Source organism: Microcoleus sp. Pol10D4 (genome assembly GCF_036701555.1).
GTDB lineage: Bacteria > Cyanobacteriota > Cyanobacteriia > Cyanobacteriales > Microcoleaceae > Microcoleus.
This window is the reverse complement of record NZ_JAUBRA010000067.1, coordinates 20,048-37,896: the sequence shown is the minus strand read 5'-3', so window position 1 is coordinate 37,896 and position 17,849 is coordinate 20,048. Positions and strand designations below refer to the sequence as shown.

The window sequence follows — 17,849 nt, the reverse complement described above, 5'->3', positions numbered from 1 at the left end:
GGATTTAACAAGCTCCTAAATTCACTTATCATGCTTTCCTACTTTTGTCAAGTTCTAATACTGTACCTACGCCCTAGGGTGTCGTCGCCTGCATCGCCTGCGAGAGTGTCGTTGCCGGCTTCGCCGATGAGGGTGTCTTGGTCGTCGCCGCCGTAGATGTTGTCGTCGCCGGTGCCGCCGTAGATTAGGTCGGTGTCTCCTTCTCCGTAGAGTTTGTCGTTTTCGCCTTCGCCGTAGATGGTGTCTTTGTCTTCGCCACCGTACACAAAATCGTCGCCAGCGCCACCGTAGAGTAAGTCTTTGCCTGTTTCGCCAAAAATTGTGTCGTTGCCGTAGCCAGCGTCTCCGGCAACGGTGTCGTCATCGCTACCGGCGTAGATTAAGTCGTCGGCATCGCCACCTCGGATGTAGTCTTGACCGGCTTCACCGTATAGGGTGTCTCGGTCTTGATTGCCGTAGATGCTGTCGCCGCCTTCGCCGCCGTAGATTAGGTCGTTGCCGAATTCGCCGTAGAGTTTGTCGTCTCCACCGAGTCCGTAAATGCGATCGTCCCCAGCATCGCCAGTGATAACGTTAACGGTATCGTTGCCGGTAATATTATCGTCATGCCGAGAACCGGCGACGTTTTCAATGTCGGCAATTTTGTCTTGATTTCCCCAACCGTCGATAGCATCACCTGTTTGTAAATTCACAGTAACGCCGTTCGGGTCGCGGCGGTAGCTGAGAATATCGATGCCTTCTCCGCCGTAAAATGAGTCATTGCCGGCATTGCCAATTAATAAATCGTTGCCTTCTAATGCCCAAATTCGGTTATCTTTTTCGTTGCCAATTAAGATATCTTCAAAGCGAGTACCGATGATGTCTTCTAAGTTTCTCAAAGCATCGGTAGTGCCAAAACCGTCTTTACCAGTACCAGCCGCAATTTCAAAATCCCGTTCGAGTTCCGTGTAGTATTCGCTGGGATTAACTGCGGTGACGAATTCTTTGAAACGTTGGTTGGTGTTGTTGTCGTAGTCGCTATTTTCGTCAATATTAACGATAACACCACTCGGAGAATTGATGTAATTAACGAGATCAACTCCTTCTCCCCCGTCAATTAAATCATCGCCGATTTCTCCGATTAAGGAGTCATTGCCAGTACCGCCAAATAATTCGTCGTTGCCAGCGTTGCCGTTGAGAGTGTCATCGCCGCTTTGGCCTAAAAGTACGTCGTCATCGGCGCCACCAAACAGAGTATCTTTGCCGTCGCCACCATCGATGTAATCTTGACCTTGACTGCCGAAAAGAGTGTCTTCGCCAGCTTGTCCGTAAATATCATCGTCGTCGGCACCGCCATCGATGATGTCTTGGCCGTCGCCACCTTCCAGCCAGTCATTGTTTTCGTTGCCTTGGATAACATCGTTGCCGCCTTGTCCGTAAATTCTGTCATCTCCGGTATTGCCGAGAAGCGAGTCTTGGCCGCTGCCACCGTCGATGAAATCGTCATCGGCATTGCCTTCTATGGTGTCGCTGCCATCTTGTCCGTAGAGGATGTCGTTGCCTTCGTTGCCTTGGATGATGTCGCGGCCGCTGCCACCTTCGGCGTAGTCTTCGCCTTCGTTGCCTTGGATGATGTCGTTGTCGGCGCGGCCGTAGAGTTTGTCATCGCCACTGCCTCCGATGAGGATATCGTTGTCGCTACCACCGTCGAGGATGTCGTCGCCTTCGCGGCCGTAGAGGATGTCGCTGCCGGCGTTGCCGTAGAGGATGTCGCTATCAATCCCGCCGTCGAGGATATCTTCTCCTTCATTTCCTTCTAGGGTGTCGCTGCCAGCTTCTCCGAAGAGTTTGTCATTGCCAGTTTCGCCATAAAGCAGGTCATTGCCAGTTTCGCCATAAAGCAGGTCATTTTCGCTGCCACCGTAAAGAGAATCGTTGCCGTTTTCTCCATTTAAATAATCGTCTCCTTCTTGGCCTCTTAAATCGTCATTGTCATCGCCGCCGTAAGCTGTGTCATTACCAGTGCCACCGTAAAATGTATCGTCTCCTTTTTGTCCCCCAAAAATGTCGTTTCCGCCTTGACCGTAGAAGATATCGGTGTATTCACCGCCAGTCATTGTGTCAGGAGAGGAGGAACCGTTGATGATTTCGATATTTCCAAGAGTGTCTACAGTTTTCGCGCCTTTTACAACAAAGCCATCTTCAACTTTGTAAACATCAGAATCATCAACTGTGTCTGCCCAAACTTTAATTCCACTTTCGCTGGAGGAATAATCAGCAGTATCAGTTCCTCCTTCTCCACCATCCAAAACATCAAATCCGCTATCACCTCTTAAATAGTCATTTCCTTCTTTGCCCTGCAAAACGTCATTTCTCGCGCCACCTACAATCTGATCTTCACCCGTGCTGCCTTCAATCCAGTCATCATGTTCTGTTCCTGCTGCGGATATAGGAGAACTGAAGGTTGTTTTACCCTCGGCAAAATAATATCCACTCAGATTCATTCTTTCAAAAGTCTGTATTAGATCCGTTTGAAAATCATCTCGGTTCAAATATTTTCCTAGATCGTGATTATCCCGAAGAGCTAACTTCCCAGGTAACGTCATAACTTCTTTTAGAGTTTTCCAGAAATTTCTCATTTTATCTTGATTAGATGCTCCTCCTTGAAACTGAAGTTTAGTAATTGGATCTCCAGGATTGTTGTATGATGTAACATATGGAGTCGTCACTCCTTGCGATGTATAGTTAGTCGGCGCACCTAAAGCAAAGACTTTCAGGTTATTCAGACCTGCGTTGACTAATGGATTCATTCTCAATGCGTCTTCAACAAAGAAATTACCTTGAGAATGAGGAATTATAATCAATGAATTTGCATTATTTGACAAGAAATTAGATAAATCTTGCGTAACCCACTGGCTATTAACGCTTTCACTAGCTTTGGACATTCCCTCCGTCCAAAATTGCGTTAATGCCTCTACTAAATCGTTTGGCGGGCTATTTTCATCATAATTATTGGAAAAATCATTGTTTAATCTCTGATCGATATTGTTAAACCCTTGATATTTTCCCACAAAATCAATTACTAATTCCATTGTTGAATCATGGACGCTACGAAGTAAAGAAGGATTGTTTATTATCGCTTGAACATGAGTTTTGTTTTCAATATTATAAAACCATTCATCGCTCAGCCCAGGAACATTTTGATTCCAATAATCAATCGCTGGCTTTAATAAATTATCTACAAAAAAGTCAGCCAAGCCATCAAAAGTATTTTCAAGTCCAGGCGCAAAATTCCAATTTTGCCAGGTAGGCCAGTCACCCGCTCCATTCGGTTCTGATGTGGGATTGTATTGAGGTTTAAAATCAATGGAATTAGGTAAATTAGTTAAGCCTAATACTTCATCAAAACCCTTTCCTTGATCGAAAACATTTTTGGGAGTTAAGATGCCGTTCATCACGACAATTCTAGTTTTACCAGCATCTTCAATGAGTTGAGCGTAAACTTCTTGGAATTCAAAATTAGGAGTAGCCATGATAATTGTCCTCGCGTGGTAGATACAATGTGTGCTGAAAATTGACAAAGCGACTCTATCGACAAACCCGATCGCACTTCTGCACTTCTGCACTCTCTAGCTGTCGTATATCCGTCATTTACCCAAACTGAAGCCTCGCGAAGCGCGATCGCACTTCAACTCTGTTGTCGCAATTACCAGTTCAAATCAACTTAATAAATGCAACCGTGGAAATAGATTAAACCAACATCGGAAGAAGCCCTTTCCAATATCCGTTGGGATGTTGGTTCGGATTTCGATCGGGAAGTTACGCGCGATCGCACTTTTGAATAACTCTCAACAAGTGCGATGAACTTCGTAATTTCCCTTCTGTATATCTATCAGGGTGAGCTCAGTAGTTTTATGCAAAAATCTCAAGTTTTTTTTGTAAAGTTTTGCAAACACTGGTGAAAGTACGGAACAACGAGTGTTTTTGGGATTTCAGGGCGATCGAATCACGCGCTTTCCCACAATCCGGCGGGGAATGAATTCCCCGCCTCATAGCCAAAGTCCTCTCAAAGAGGACTGGTAAATTCTTCAGTCGTCTTCAGACGACTTTCGCTTTGAGGCAGGGGTTTCAACCCTTGCCGGAGTTCGGGATTGCGAGATAGCCGGATTGCGCGATCGATCTGGTTGTTAGCGCCAAAGATCGATCGGCCCTAAAGCCTTTTTGTTGTTCCTATTTACTTATCAGGGTGAGCTCAGTAGTTTTATGCAAAACTCTCAAGTTTTTTTGGTCGAGTTTGGCAAACACTGGGTGAAAGTACGGAACAACGGGTGTTTTCGGGATTTAAGGGCGATCGGTCTTTTAAGTCGTTTTTATCTTTAGGGTGCGTCAGCTACGATTATTTTCGCTTTCTATCAAAAATCTTATCCTTGAGACACCTTGCCAACCAACGGTGCGTCAGAACTCGACTTTTTGTGGCGATCGACAATCTCGCAACTGACGCACCCTACCACTTGCTTTACTGAGGAAATGGAGCTGATTTAGGATGAGTCCCAGCGTAGTAAACAAGCACTTTGCGTTGGTCTTCATCCGGTACATAAAATACTCGGTCTGAGCTGGTTACTTCATACTCCCATGCACCTTTGTAGAGTTTACCTTTTAAAGGAAAAACTCTTTTTGGTTTTCTCACCATTGGCGCATTACATAAATCCTGATAGCACCGACGAGTATTCTCAGGAGCGCGTAACATTAAGGCTTCCCAATCCCGGTTAACCCGTCGGTTTTTCGCTACTACTAACCAGGGCGATGCAGGTACTTGCGCGATAAGTTTGATTTCGTTTTCTTTAGCAGATGGCTTTGTTCGCGGTGCTGTCAGCGGTTCTTCAGGAGGCTCTACCAACTCTGAAAGCACAGGCGCTGGTGCGGTAATTTCGGCTTCCGCTTCAAGAGTTGCGGGTGATGGTGTCGGCTGTTCTTCAGGAGACACCGGGCTTGCCGAATCGTCTGGAATTGGTTCAGAGTGCGTCATACCGAAGCCGATTCGGTAGTGTTTTCTGCGGTCGGTTTTGTCAGTAACACTTCTTCAATTTCATCGCTGAAAGCTGCTGCGAGTTCAGGACTAGAAATTGCGATCGCGCTTTCATGCCATTCATAAATCGTTGCCTCAATCCGATCCCAAGCCGCAGGTTCCGACTCCACAAGACGGTAATCTTTCTCCATTTCTGCGATCAGTTCACTGAGTTCATCCTTGTCAAATTCTTTTAGCCACCCATAGGGATGTTCTGAACCAATCTGTTCTCCCAGACGCAACCGATAAGCAGCGGCCGTCACCTCAAAGACTTTCAGGGAAAGGGCGGCAGCTTTTACCAACAGCGCCATCTCGTCGCGGCGCAGCAAAGCAAAATGCTGGTCGTTACGAGTGATGGTGATAGGATGATCCATCGCCAAATCCAGCACTCTACCTGGTTGCCGGTTCAATTCGGTGGCGGTAATTAATTCATCGCCGTACACCAGGCGCGAAGATTCACTCAGCATAGCTTTTTCACCTCTATCAACATCGGAACGCTTTTCAAGTGGCATACGTATTATTATACGTACTTATCAAGTTTTTTCACTTTTTACAAAGCTTAACATCCTCTTCGTCCGGTCAAATTGACCGCACAGCAAGACTTTCAACCATCTGCTCAAAAAAACTTTCAGAATTTCGCATAAAACTACTGAACTCACCCTGATAAATAAATGTAGGAACAAAGTTGCGGCCGCACTGAACTATGAATGACGATTCTAACCCCTCCGAGGGGGAAGACCACTTATCCGACGAATCCGATGCTGTTGGGTGCTCAGTAAAATCGGAAAAGTTCGATCGAGATCCCGCCCACCAGCAAATCGTCGAACTCGTCACCAAAGCTTGCCAGCATCCCCTCGGCAGTCCCCAGCGAGGTCGTTTCTTGCATCGACTGATTCTAGAGATTCTCAAATCGGGCAAACTCTGGAAAGAACACACACCTTACTATGAAGAGGCACTGAACAAGACATGGATCTATCTGTCTCGAAATTTATGTGAAGCTACCACAGCAAAACGACCTTACGATCCCGAAGAAAGCCTGATTACGACTTGGTTAAATCCCTATCTCAAAAAGCGGCTGTTAGATTATCGCCTTGCCCAACAAAAAGAAAAGCAAAAACAAAAACCCCGTCAAATAGTGTCCTTAGAAGGAGAACAAGACGAAGAAAATGTCAATTCAATTGAAAAATTACCAGCAGAAGCGGATTCAACTTTCTATGTTGAAGAAGTTATAGAATGGATCGAAACCGATCCAAATAACGAGTTAAAAAGCAGACACGTTAGAGGCAAACCGCAGATAAACTGCCAAGTTTTATTGCAGCGCCGGTGTTTGTACGGTCAAAGTCTTCAAGAACTCGCAAAAGAGTTTGGCTGCGCGCATTCTACTTTATATCAATTGTTCAACAATGACTGTCGTCATCTGCTGCAAAAATTTTGCGAAGACCAAGGATATCAAACTTTAAATATACCAGGAGTGTACCAGAACAATGAACCATAACAACCTTTGGGAAATCGAATCTTTGCCGATGCCAATTACTCAGAAGGCACTGCAACTTGCTCAGCAGTTTGCCACCCAACAGCGCCACCCGCAAAGGCACGAGCAAGTTTATCTCAATACTTTGGCAGTGCTGGCAGTTCGCGATTATCTAAAAATTATCGATATTGAAACTGATTTGACTCAATGCGATAGCTGGAATCCCGTAATTCGCCTGTTTGCAGATGCAGCAGATTTGTATGTTAAAGGATTGGGAAAAATCGAATGCCGTCCGATTAACAATCGGCCTCAAAATCAAGAAAATGACCATAATTCATCTGCACATCCGCCTGAGATTTGCCCGGTGCCGGTGGAAGCAAGGGCAGAACGCATCGGCTATATTGCAGTAGAAATTGATGAGGAGGAAAAGGAAGCGAGATTGCTTGGTTTTTCTCCAACTGCGGAGGAGGGAGAATTATTATTAAGTAAGTTGCATTCGCTGGATGATTTCTTAGAGCATCTAGAACATTTGTTTGACTCTAAAATTAACCTGCGTCAGTGGTTGGTAAATGTATTTACTTCTGACTGGCAGCCTTTTGAAGCGGTATTTAACCCGCAGCCACAAAGTTCGACCCTGGAGATTAAAAATCCGGTTCCATCAAATTTTAGAAATTGGCTTAAGGATGTTGTTGAAACAGGCTGGCATAAAATTGAACAAGGTAAGGAAAATTTAGAAAATCTGATTTTTCCTGACAAAAACCCCAGTTTTGCGTTGCGAGGAGGTGGTCATTCGAGAGCCGAGTCTCGCTCGCAGAGCCGTCAAAGCAATATCAATAGGTTTCCTGAAGCTGATGTCACGCGGGCAAAGTTGATTGACTTGGGGATGCGTTTGGGAAGGACGAGTGTTGCTTTGTTGGTTGCTATTACCGAAGAGGACGATCGACGAATCAAAGTTCGCATTCAGTTGCATCCCGTCGTTGGTCAAAAGTTTCTGCCGCCAGAACTCAAATTAGCGCTGGTATCGGATACTGGGGAAACTTTACAGCAGGCAGAATCAACCGCCCAAAGTAGTTTGATCCAAATGAAGGATTTTAAAGTTTTACCACAAACTAACTTTAGTGTCAAAGTGGCGATCGACAATTTGAGCATACAGGAAAATTTTGTTGTATAATCTCAATCAACTGTACTCATTGCTAATTTATGCTCAGGGTAGTTAACTTAGATTTTGGATTGGGAAACTTAATCGAAGGATTTCCCTATGTCACAGCCAGGTTAGATATTCAAAAATCAAACAGGAAATTTCAAAGTAGCTTAGGGCCGGCTCCTAGAGTTAAAGAGCTTTATGAAAAACGGAAATTTCTTTATGAGACGCTTTACTCTGGTAGAGCAGAACCTCGCATCGAAATTCTTGAATCCGGCGTCAACAATTTCTCAGATGCCACTCTAGCCGATATCGATCGAGGTTTAAAAGAAAATATTAATCAGTGGCTCAGGAGTAGCGAATTTTTTAATAAAATAGAGAAAGCGCTCCGAACAGAATTACATCCCTCCGATCAGATTCAGATATTTATTGAAAGCGATAATCTTGATATATTGCTGCTGCCTTGGGAGTCGTGGCACTTCTACGAAGATTTCCCTTACTGTGAAATAATTGGGAGTACATTAGAATATCCAAATGCAGCTCCTAAAGCGGTCACAGGAGGATTACTCAGAATATCTCAACTCAGAATTTTAGGTGTTTTGGGAAATAGTAGGGGTATCAATGTTAAAAAAGATGAAAAACAACTTAGACGGCAACTGGGCGATCGCTGCTATATCAAATTTCTTGACGAGCCGGAACCAGAAGAATTAAATAACAAGCTTGTAGATGAAAAAGGCTGGCAAATTTTATTTTTTGCAGGACACAGTGACAGCGATGATAATGCGAAAAATGGGTTTCTGCATATCAATCAAAAACCTTACAATAATACTATCACAATAGCAGACTTAAAAGAAGGTTTGAAAAAAGCTATTGACCGAGGATTGCAGTTGTTAATTTTTAATTCTTGTAAGAGTTTAGCATTAGTACGGGATTTAGCGGCTGAAGGTATTTCTTTGCCGCCAATGATTGTGATGCGAGAGCCAGTACCAGACAAAGTAGCTCATGAGTTTTTAAAGTTTTTTTTGAAATATTTGATTGAGGGAGAGATATTGTTTGTCGCAGTGCGTAAAGCTAAGGATGAACTGAAAAGGTTTGAGAAATCTTCGGGATTCCCGGCTGGTGCGAGTGGGATTCCGATGCTTTGTCAGCATCCAAATTTTGAAGCATTTACTGTGCTGGAATTAGAGCGCGATCGCCCTGTGGTTCCTGCAGGAGATGTTTTGGGTGATACTGCGATCGCGCGCCTAAATAGCGATATCTCTATTATGAGATCTAATTTGATGCGACGCCTGGGAATCGGTTTAGCTACTACCGCTAGCAGTTATATGTTAATCGGTCCAATTATTGCCCCAGTTGCCAATCAACTTGGTATAAGAAACCACCGTTTGAATAAACCTTTAATAGCTAAATCATACTACAGTTTAGCAACTTTAATAAACCTCAATTATGCACAGCCTTACTATAATTTATCTATATTGTGCGACCAATTGAATGAGGATGAATGTGCGTCTAACGCAATGCAAAACGCAGTATGGCGGGGGCTTCCTGATGCTTATGCTCAAAGATCGCGATCGCTACTGCTCGATAATAAACACGAAGAAGCTTTAAAAGCGATCGCCCTTTGTTTGGCAAACACTCAACACGACGGAGTAAAAGCCGCTTGTTTTAAAAATCGGGGTTGGGCGCGGTTTAAACAAAAGCAATATGACGCTGCTGAAGCAGATTTAAGAATAGCAATAGGATTCAGAGGCGATAGCCCTGAAGCTCAATGCCTTTTAGCACAGGTTCTCGAAATCAAAGGTAAGCCGCAAGCAGCCTTAGAAGCCTGGAATCAGGCGCTTAAATATTCAGATTACCGCGTGCCGAAACAAGATGAATGTATCCAGATTGCCCAGCAACGTTTACAAGCAAAAGGAAATATCAAGTGAAAATCAGGATTGCAGTTTTTATAGCTTTAAGCTCGATCGCAACTACCGCACTAGCAGCCAGTAACAGAATCTCCAACGGACTGATTATCCATACTAGCGGAGAAGTTGCGATCGAGCGCCAAGACGGGCGAATTGTCGGCCCTACCAGCGGTACGCGGCTTTATCCGGGAGACAAATTGCGAACAGCACAAAACGCCCAACTGACGATCCAATGTGCAGATTTGGGAATTAAGTCGATCGCACCGGGTGAAAACCAATTGAATAGCTGTTTGTTAGCCAAAGAAGAGTCGGAATCTGATTGCAGCCGCGACTTGATTAAATGTCCCGATCGCGGCGATGATAAAATTGCTTGGAATAGCGCGCCAATTCCTTATATTATCAGTCCGCAGCGCACGAAATTGCTCGACAGCAAGCCTATTTTGCGGTGGAATCCGGTTGGTGGTGCTACTAGCTATAAGTTGAGCCTCCGGGAAAATGGAGCGAAATTAAACTGGGAAATGACTGTTAGCGGTACTGAGGCTGTCTATCCGGGAGAACCGGCGCTGAAACCGGGTGTTAGGTACCGATTGATTGTCGAGGCGAATACAGGTGCTTCTTCAGAAAGTGCCGTGGGAGAAGGAGATACAGAGTTTAGCTTGCTGGATGAGAAGCAAGTTGAGGCTGTTAAGGATGCGGTTGGGGCGATCGACAAACAAGTACCTAACGAAAACGCCAAAAAATTAGCAATTTCTAGCGTTTATCTTAACACAAACTTGATTGCCGAAGCCAGAGAAATTTTAGAAAATTTACAAAAAACAGGCGTGGAAACACCGCCCATTTATCGCACATTGGGCGATCTGTATCTGGAAAAGCTACAACTGGTTCCCCAGGCTGAAGTCTACTATTCCAAGGTAATTAATACGGCGAAACCTGACGATATTGAGGAGTTGACAGCCGCTCGATACGGATTGGGGCAAGTTCATTCAGCCCTGAGAAATAATCTGGAAGCTATGAAATATTTGCGAATGGCAAAAGATGGATATACAACTTTGGGAGATTTGCCTATGGCGGAAAAGATTGAGAAGCAATTGCGAGATTTGCAAAGGAGGGAACAGAGGAAATAGTAACTGGCTGTGATGTTAATTCCGGCAGGGAATGAATTCCCTGCCTCAAAGCAAAAGTCCACTAAAGTGGACTGATATCAAACTTTTTTCTACAGTCCTCTTCAAAGGACTTTCGCTATTAGCCAGGGGTTGAAACCCCTGGCGGACTCGCGGGATGTGACGTTAATTCCGGCAGGGAATGAATTCCCTGCCTCAAAGCAAAAGTCCACTGAAGTGGACTGACATTAAACTTTTTCTACAGTCCTCTTCAGAGGACTTTCGCTATTAGCCAGGGAATTCATTCCCTGGCGGATTGACGGACTTTGGGACTGTCAGAGGGCGCTGGCGGACTTTCGCAATTATCAGAGTGTACGAGATATCATCTACTAACAAAACCATGAAATCAACACACAAAAAACCCCGCTTTTTCCTAACATTCCTCTCCTTCACCACCTTAGCAATGTGGGAAATAGGACTTTTCTCCGCATCCCAAACAGCCACAGCCCAAATTACCCCCGCAACCGACGGCACTAATACTCAAATTACTCCCAGCGGCAACCAATTCAACATCAACGGCGGCCAACAATCCGGCGACGGTGCAAATCTCTTTCACAGTTTCCAAGAATTTGGTTTAACTCAAGGGCAAACTGCCAATTTTATATCAAATCCCAATATTCGCAATATTTTAGGGCGAGTTGTCGGCGGCGATGCTTCGTTGATTAACGGATTAATTCAAATAACGGGCGGCAATTCCAATTTATTTTTAATGAATCCGGCGGGGATTGTTTTCGGAACAAATGCCAGTTTGAATGTGCCTGCTGCTTTCACTGCGACTACTGCGACGGGCATCGGTTTTGGCAATAACTGGTTTAGTGCGGCTGATACTAATAATTATACTCAATTAGCCGGAAATCCTAATACTTTTGCTTTTACAAATACGCAACCAGGCGGAATTGTCAATTTAGGCAATTTGGCAGTGGGACAAGGGCAAAATTTAACTTTATTGGGCGGCACGGTTTTGAGTACGGGACAACTTTCTGCACCGGGAGGAAATATTACTGTTGCGGCTGTACCGGGTGAGAGTTTAGTCAGAATTAGTCAACCGGGAAATCTGTTGAGTTTGGAGATTCAACCGCAATCTGTAGCGGGGAGTTTGCCTCAAAATTGGGTGTTGCCAGTTGCATCTTTGCCCCAGTTGTTGGCGGGCGGCGGGGGAAGTGCAACGGGGGTGACAGTCAACGCTGGAGGGCAAATAGAATTAACGGGTGGTTTGCAGGTAGAGAATGGAGATGTCGCTGCTAAAGAAGTAAGTGCGGAGACTGCAACGCTGTCAGCTAATCGCAATTTGACATTAGTTGAAAGTCAGTTGCGTACAACTGGCGATTTAAATTTGTTGGCTGACGATACAGTGCGGGTGCGCGATAGTGTGGCAAATCCGTTTGTGGCTAATGCTGGCGGCAATCTCTACATTCAGGGAAATCAAAGTATCGATCTTTTGGCGCTGAATCATCTTTCGCAAACGCCTTTTGTCAGCGGCGGAAATTTGACGTTAGTGAGTGATGGCATTATATCTACAGATGCTCACTTTCGCAGTGGCAATAATATGTCAATTCTCGATTTATCAGGTAGACCTGCTAATTTTATTAGTTTATATGATCCAATATTTACGCAGCCCAATGACTATATCTCTGGGGGATATACGGGGGCTTCCCTCAAGGTAGATACGACTTCAGGTACTGGAAGTATTACTTTTAACGGTGGGATTTCAATCACAAGTCCAGATGCAGCTTTTGCTAATGCTTCTCCTGGTACAGATGAATTTATTTTAGCTACTTCGCGCTCTATAATTTTGCGTTCGGGTGGCAACATTCAAGTAGGAGGAATTTACAATTATAACAACCTGCCCAACAACGTAGGTCCTATAATTATGCAAGCTACAGGCAATATTCAAGCGGGAGTTATTTCAGTCTATAATATAGCCGGTGATGCTGGTTATATATCTTTGAGTGCAGGGGGAAATATTTCAACAAAAGGACTTCTTGCTAATAATATTTCGGGTAATGGCGTTGGCGGTGATATTACTGTGAATGCAGGTGGCAGCTTTACTTTTATAGCAGGCAATACACCAGGTGCGGAAAATATAACTACTTCCGCACCTAATGGAGGGGGTAATATTACCATTAAAGCAAAAAACGATATCTCGATCGGCTGTGCTACTTTCTGGTTTTGTTTAGAAACTGTTAGTAGGGATAATGGTTTCATCAAGGCTAATGGAAATAGCGGTAATGTTAGTATCATCAGCGAACAGGGTTCTATTATTTTCCAGACTCCCAGATCTATAGATACGAGTAATAACGCTTCTGTCGGCATTCCTGGCTCTGTCAATGTACAAGCAAGAGGGAATATTACTTTAGGTGAGATATTAACCTACAGTGAAGACCCTTCACCATCTGATGGTGCAAATATCAATATTACGAGCGTAAATGGCAATATCCAGCTTGGCGAAATCAATAATTCTTCAGACGGCGGTAATAGCGGCAATATTAATCTCTCTACCAGTGGAAATATTATAACAGGTAACGTATTAAACTATGGTAAATTGCAAGGCGGAATTGTTAATTTTACTAGCACGAATGGCAGTATCACTATAGGAAAATTAAATGCAACCAGCTCTCAGGATTCAGGAAATGCTACGATTTTTCTACCGGACAATGGTGGGTCAATTACTTTGAGTGCCGATCGCAATATTATAACTGGCAATCTCACTGTAACGGCGAATCAAGACGGCGGCCCGATCGCACTTACGAGCACTGCCGGTTCCATAAATACCGGAACGATCGATGTCACGGGCGATCGCGCTGCTGGAAATATTACCATTCAAGCCAGCACCGGCATCACAACACCGACAACAGGAACCGCGATCGCAGGTGATTCTGCTAAGGGCAATGGCAGCAATGTTACTTTATCTACTGCCAGCGGTGACATTAATATAGGCGATGTATTAGTATCGGGAATCCAGGGCGGAAATCTAAAGTTTACTAACAGCAACGGCAATATTACTACAGGTCAGCTATTGACAAGTTATGACGGTTCATCTCCCGATCTTAAAACTAACACAGGCGGCAATGTTAATCTAAATGCTGGGGGAAATATTACTACCAGCGACATCCGGGCGATCGGCAATCAAGACGGCGGCTCAATCACGTTTAAAAGCGGCGGGGCGATCGACACTACCGCCGGAATCATCAATGCGATCGGGGGCAACAACGGCGGCAATATTTCCCTCGAAGCCGCAACCAACATCAGTACAGCAGGAATTGGTAGCGCTTTATTATTAAGTGGCTTCAACGCCAATAGCGGCAATCTTCGCATTCAAAGCGGCGGTAATATCGACACAACTGCCGGCCCAATTATTACCGCTGCGGCTAATGGTAAGGGCGGAGATATCACCATAAATGCTCAAGGAACTATTTCGACATCGGATATTAATTCCCGCACTTTCGCTCCCAGTATTACTGTGAGTGGTGGCAATATTGATGTTAAGGCAAATGACTCTATTACTGCCAGTGGCCAGATCGAAACCAACCGCAATAACATTACTTTTAACGCTCCGGTAACATTAGGTGACAACCTGTCGGTCAAAATCTTAGATACTGGCGATATTACTTTTAAGTCTACTGTTGACGGGCCTTACAGTCTTACTGTTCAACCCCAGGCGGGAAGTGTGGATTTTGGTAAAGATGTTGGCAAAGCGACTGCCCTCAACAGCATCAATATTGAAGATGATATCACCAAAAATTCCGGTGCAATTAACATTTTTACTACGAATAATATTACCGCCCAAAATATTAAGTCAGCGACCGGAATTTCTTTGGATAGCGACAAAGGAGAAATCACCACAGGTGATCTCGATGCGACTTCCCCTAACACTGGCGGTAATATTGCTTTGAGCGCTGGAACTAATATTGCTGCGGGCGATATCAATACCTCGTCTGCTGGTAATGGTGGCAGTATCTTGCTCGACGCTACCGGAAGTATTACTGTTGGTGAAATTGACTCTTCGGCGCAGGGGAATGCAGGGAATGTCACGGCTTATAACCGCAGTGCCGCGGGCAATATTACGGTGAGTCAAATTAACGCTCAAAGTAGTCTCGGCAAGGGTACGGGAGGCAATGTCGAGATTCGGATGGGAAGGTTTTTTCGATCGCTCAATTCCTTCACAGACAGCAACGGCATTAATGCTAGCATTTCTACCGCTGGAAGTCCTGGAGATAGCAGCGGCGGTACTATAATTATCCGCCACGGAGGCGCAGGATTAACGCCGTTTATTGTCGGTGATTCTGCCACAAATGGAACGGCGGGTGCAATTACTAGGGGAAATTCTGATCCTATTCAAACAATTTTGCCGTATATTGCCTATCCTTATACTCACAAACAGGATGGCGATCACATTCAAATTATTTCCGTACCGCCGCCAATAGTTGCACCGACACCCGCAGCTACTCCCACGCCCGCACCGACACCCACAGCTACTCCCACGCCCGCACCGACACCCGCAGCTACTCCCACGCCCGCACCGACACTCGCAGCTAATCCCACGCCCGCACCCACAGCCGCAGCTACTCCAGCGCCTGCACCCACAGCCGCAGCTACTCCAGCGCCTGCACCCACAGCCGCAGCTACTCCAGCGCCCGCAGGCACGCCCTCCCCGCAAATCCAACCGCGTTTACCCCTCGCACCTTCGGCAACACCGGAAAGCTCGATCGCACCATCCCCAACACCGGAAAGCTCGATCGCACCTTTCCCAATTCCCCAAATATTTATCCCACCTTCGGCAACACCCCAAACTTCGATCGCACCTTCGGCAACACCCGATCCGATACCTGGTTTTCCCCTCAACATCCAACTACCTGAATTGCCCGATTCATTCGTACTGCCACCCCGCGCGCGCCCCACACAGCCCTCAACACCCACAACCCCAAACGCTGCTGCCCGCATAGCTTCGAGGCCTACCCTTCCCTCTGTTTCCCAAATCAACTCCTCCCTCGGCACTCAACCTGCGATCACCCCCCAACCTTCAAACGCACCAAATCCCGCGCCCGCAGCCCCTATTGCCTCTGTAACCCAGCCTGTAACTCAGATTCAGCCAGCACCTGCAAGCTCGATCGTACCCGCGCCTGCAAGTGCGATCGTACCTGTGCCTGCAAGTGTGATCGTACCCGCGCCCGCTGTCAGCCAAAGCCAAACTCCCCAACAAAATTTAGCTTTTTTAATTGGCGATTTATTGGGTGCTGAAACTTCTATTAGCCAAAATGCTGAAACGGGAAATACCGAATTAGATTGGCAGCGTAACAATGAAACAATTATCTCCCTAGAACTTCCTTACACCCCGTCAGTTAACACCATTGCCGGAGCCGAAGCTAATAACCCGATTTCCACACAGACATCTACTGACAATTTAACTGTTTCAGTCGCAGAAACTCCGCCGGAAATAATCGAGCAAACTCCTAGTTTACCGATTGCTAATTCTGAACCATTTGATTTCAATCTTTCTGATGTTTGGGAGAGAATAGCTGCAATAAATACAGCGCCAGTTCAAGATTCACCGACTATTACTCTAGCGCCCGCACCAATTCCCGCACCAACTCCAATTCCCGCACCAACTCCAGCCCCCGCAACAATTCCCGCACCCGAACCAACTCCAACACCCGCACCAACTCCAGCGCCCGTAACAACTCCGATCGCAGAAAATCCCTTACCTGCAGATATCCCAAATCTCTTTCCCTCACAAATTAGCAGGTCGCTCGTCGAACAAACTTTAGAACAAGGCAATGCTAATGATGCTATTGCTCTAATTGACCAACTCTTTGAGCAAGACTACGAAAATTATTATGGGGAAAACTTTACAGATAAAAAAATTAACGTTCAATATCTGAGAGAAACTCTGAAAACAATTAAGGAAGAAACCGGGAAGCAAGCTGTAATTGTTTACGCTGTGGCAGGAATCAGAGACTTGTGGCTAATTTTAGTAGTTCCAGATGGCCCTCCAATTATCAAAAAAGTCGCGATCACCACAATAATAGAATTAAAGAAAACTGTGAAATATTTGCAGGAATATTTAGGGAATCCTTTGGATTCGCAAGATACAAGATATTTGCCAAGCGCCCAGGAACTTTACAAATGGTTAGTTGCACCGATTTCTCAAAATTTAGAATCATTAAATATCGACACGCTCATTTTTGCATTTGATGCCGGTTTGCGCCAATTGCCCATAGCAGCTTTGCACGATGGCAACCAATTTTTAATAGAAAAATACAGTCTAGGTTCAATTCCCAGCATCAGCTTGACTAACACCAATTATCAAAGTTTGCTGAATGCCGAAGTTTTAGCAATGGGTGCTTCAGAGTTTCCACACACCAAGAAAGAACGTTTGGCTGCGGTGCCGATCGAATTATCTGCGATCGCCGGGAGGAGAACAGAAACGCAAAATCCAGCAGCATTTCCCTTGTGGCAAGGCCGCTCTTTTCTCAATCAAGAATTTACCCTGCAAAACCTGAGAAAACAGCGAGAACAACAGGCATTTGAAATCGTTCACTTAGCTACTCACGCCAGTTTTCCTCAAGGCGAAAACGGACGCAAGGAAGCTGAGATTCATTTGTGGGATCGCTCTTTGGCGCTGGATGAATTTAGATCGGCGAAGTGGTACCATCGCCAACAAGTCGAGTTATTAGTGCTGAGTGGGTGCGAAACTGCGATCGGGGACAATACAGCAGAAATGGGATTTGCTGGACTGGCTGTCCGCAGCGGTGTAAAATCAGCTTTGGCGAGTTTGTGGAAAGTTAATGATATCGGCACTTTGGCGTTGATGACCGAGTTTTATGGCAATTTGCGAGCGGAAAACATTAAAGCTGAAGCCCTCAGAAAAGCTCAACTGGCAATGATCCACAAACAAATTGTAGTAAAAGACGGTCAATTGCGGGGAACTCAAGGCGCGATCGACATTAATCAAGCCACACAAGTAGCAAATGCAGATTTCTCTCACCCGACGTTTTGGGCCGGATTCACAATAATTGGCAGTCCTTGGTAAATTAATTGGAGATTTGATATTCACCAGTGGTAAGGTGTAAGGCTAGACGCACCCCACATTGACTGGCGGGATTTTCCAAAAAGTAAATGTATCCCT

At 45.3% G+C, this 17,849-nt stretch carries 8 protein-coding genes; 5 read left to right on the top strand and 3 right to left on the bottom strand.

All coding sequences use genetic code 11. From position 1 onward, the window contains the following. Positions 1-47: 47 nt before the first annotated feature. From QUA36_RS25375 to QUA36_RS25365, 3 genes are all read right to left on the bottom strand, one after another. Positions 48-3,512: a calcium-binding protein gene (locus QUA36_RS25375; protein WP_333459503.1), complete on the bottom strand. Its 3,465-nt coding sequence runs from the start codon at positions 3,510-3,512 to the stop codon at positions 48-50. Positions 3,513-4,495: 983 nt separating this feature from the next. After that, positions 4,496-5,005 (bottom strand): hypothetical protein, encoded by a 510-nt coding sequence (locus tag QUA36_RS25370; RefSeq protein ID WP_333459502.1) that lies wholly within the window; start codon positions 5,003-5,005, stop codon positions 4,496-4,498. Continuing rightward, a complete protein-coding gene (locus QUA36_RS25365) occupies positions 5,002-5,556 on the bottom strand; it encodes a hypothetical protein (RefSeq protein ID WP_333459501.1) in 555 nt (184 codons plus the stop codon). Before QUA36_RS25365 ends, QUA36_RS25370 begins: the two co-directional genes overlap by 4 nt. Positions 5,557-5,747: 191 nt before the next feature. Here QUA36_RS25365 and QUA36_RS25360 point away from each other — a divergent pair, with 191 nt between their 5' ends. The 5 genes from QUA36_RS25360 to QUA36_RS25340 all read left to right on the top strand — a co-directional run bounded on the left by QUA36_RS25360 (position 5,748) and on the right by QUA36_RS25340 (position 17,753). Beyond that, the gene (locus QUA36_RS25360) at positions 5,748-6,539 is read left to right on the top strand and encodes a sigma-70 family RNA polymerase sigma factor (RefSeq protein WP_333456550.1); all 792 of its coding nucleotides are present in this window, start codon (positions 5,748-5,750) and stop codon (positions 6,537-6,539) included. Further along, a complete protein-coding gene (locus QUA36_RS25355) occupies positions 6,529-7,686 on the top strand; it encodes a DUF1822 family protein (RefSeq protein ID WP_333161875.1) in 1,158 nt (385 codons plus the stop codon). Before QUA36_RS25360 ends, QUA36_RS25355 begins: the two co-directional genes overlap by 11 nt. A gap of 29 nt (positions 7,687-7,715) precedes the next feature. After that, positions 7,716-9,584, top strand: coding sequence for a CHAT domain-containing protein (locus tag QUA36_RS25350; protein WP_333459500.1), 1,869 nt, complete (start codon positions 7,716-7,718; stop codon positions 9,582-9,584). Further along, positions 9,581-10,687: a hypothetical protein gene (locus QUA36_RS25345; protein ID WP_333459499.1), complete on the top strand. Its 1,107-nt coding sequence runs from the start codon at positions 9,581-9,583 to the stop codon at positions 10,685-10,687. Before QUA36_RS25350 ends, QUA36_RS25345 begins: the two co-directional genes overlap by 4 nt. 439 nt (positions 10,688-11,126) lie before the next feature. Then, positions 11,127-17,753: a CHAT domain-containing protein gene (locus tag QUA36_RS25340; RefSeq protein ID WP_445301453.1), complete on the top strand. Its 6,627-nt coding sequence runs from the start codon at positions 11,127-11,129 to the stop codon at positions 17,751-17,753. Positions 17,754-17,849: the final 96 nt, after the last annotated feature.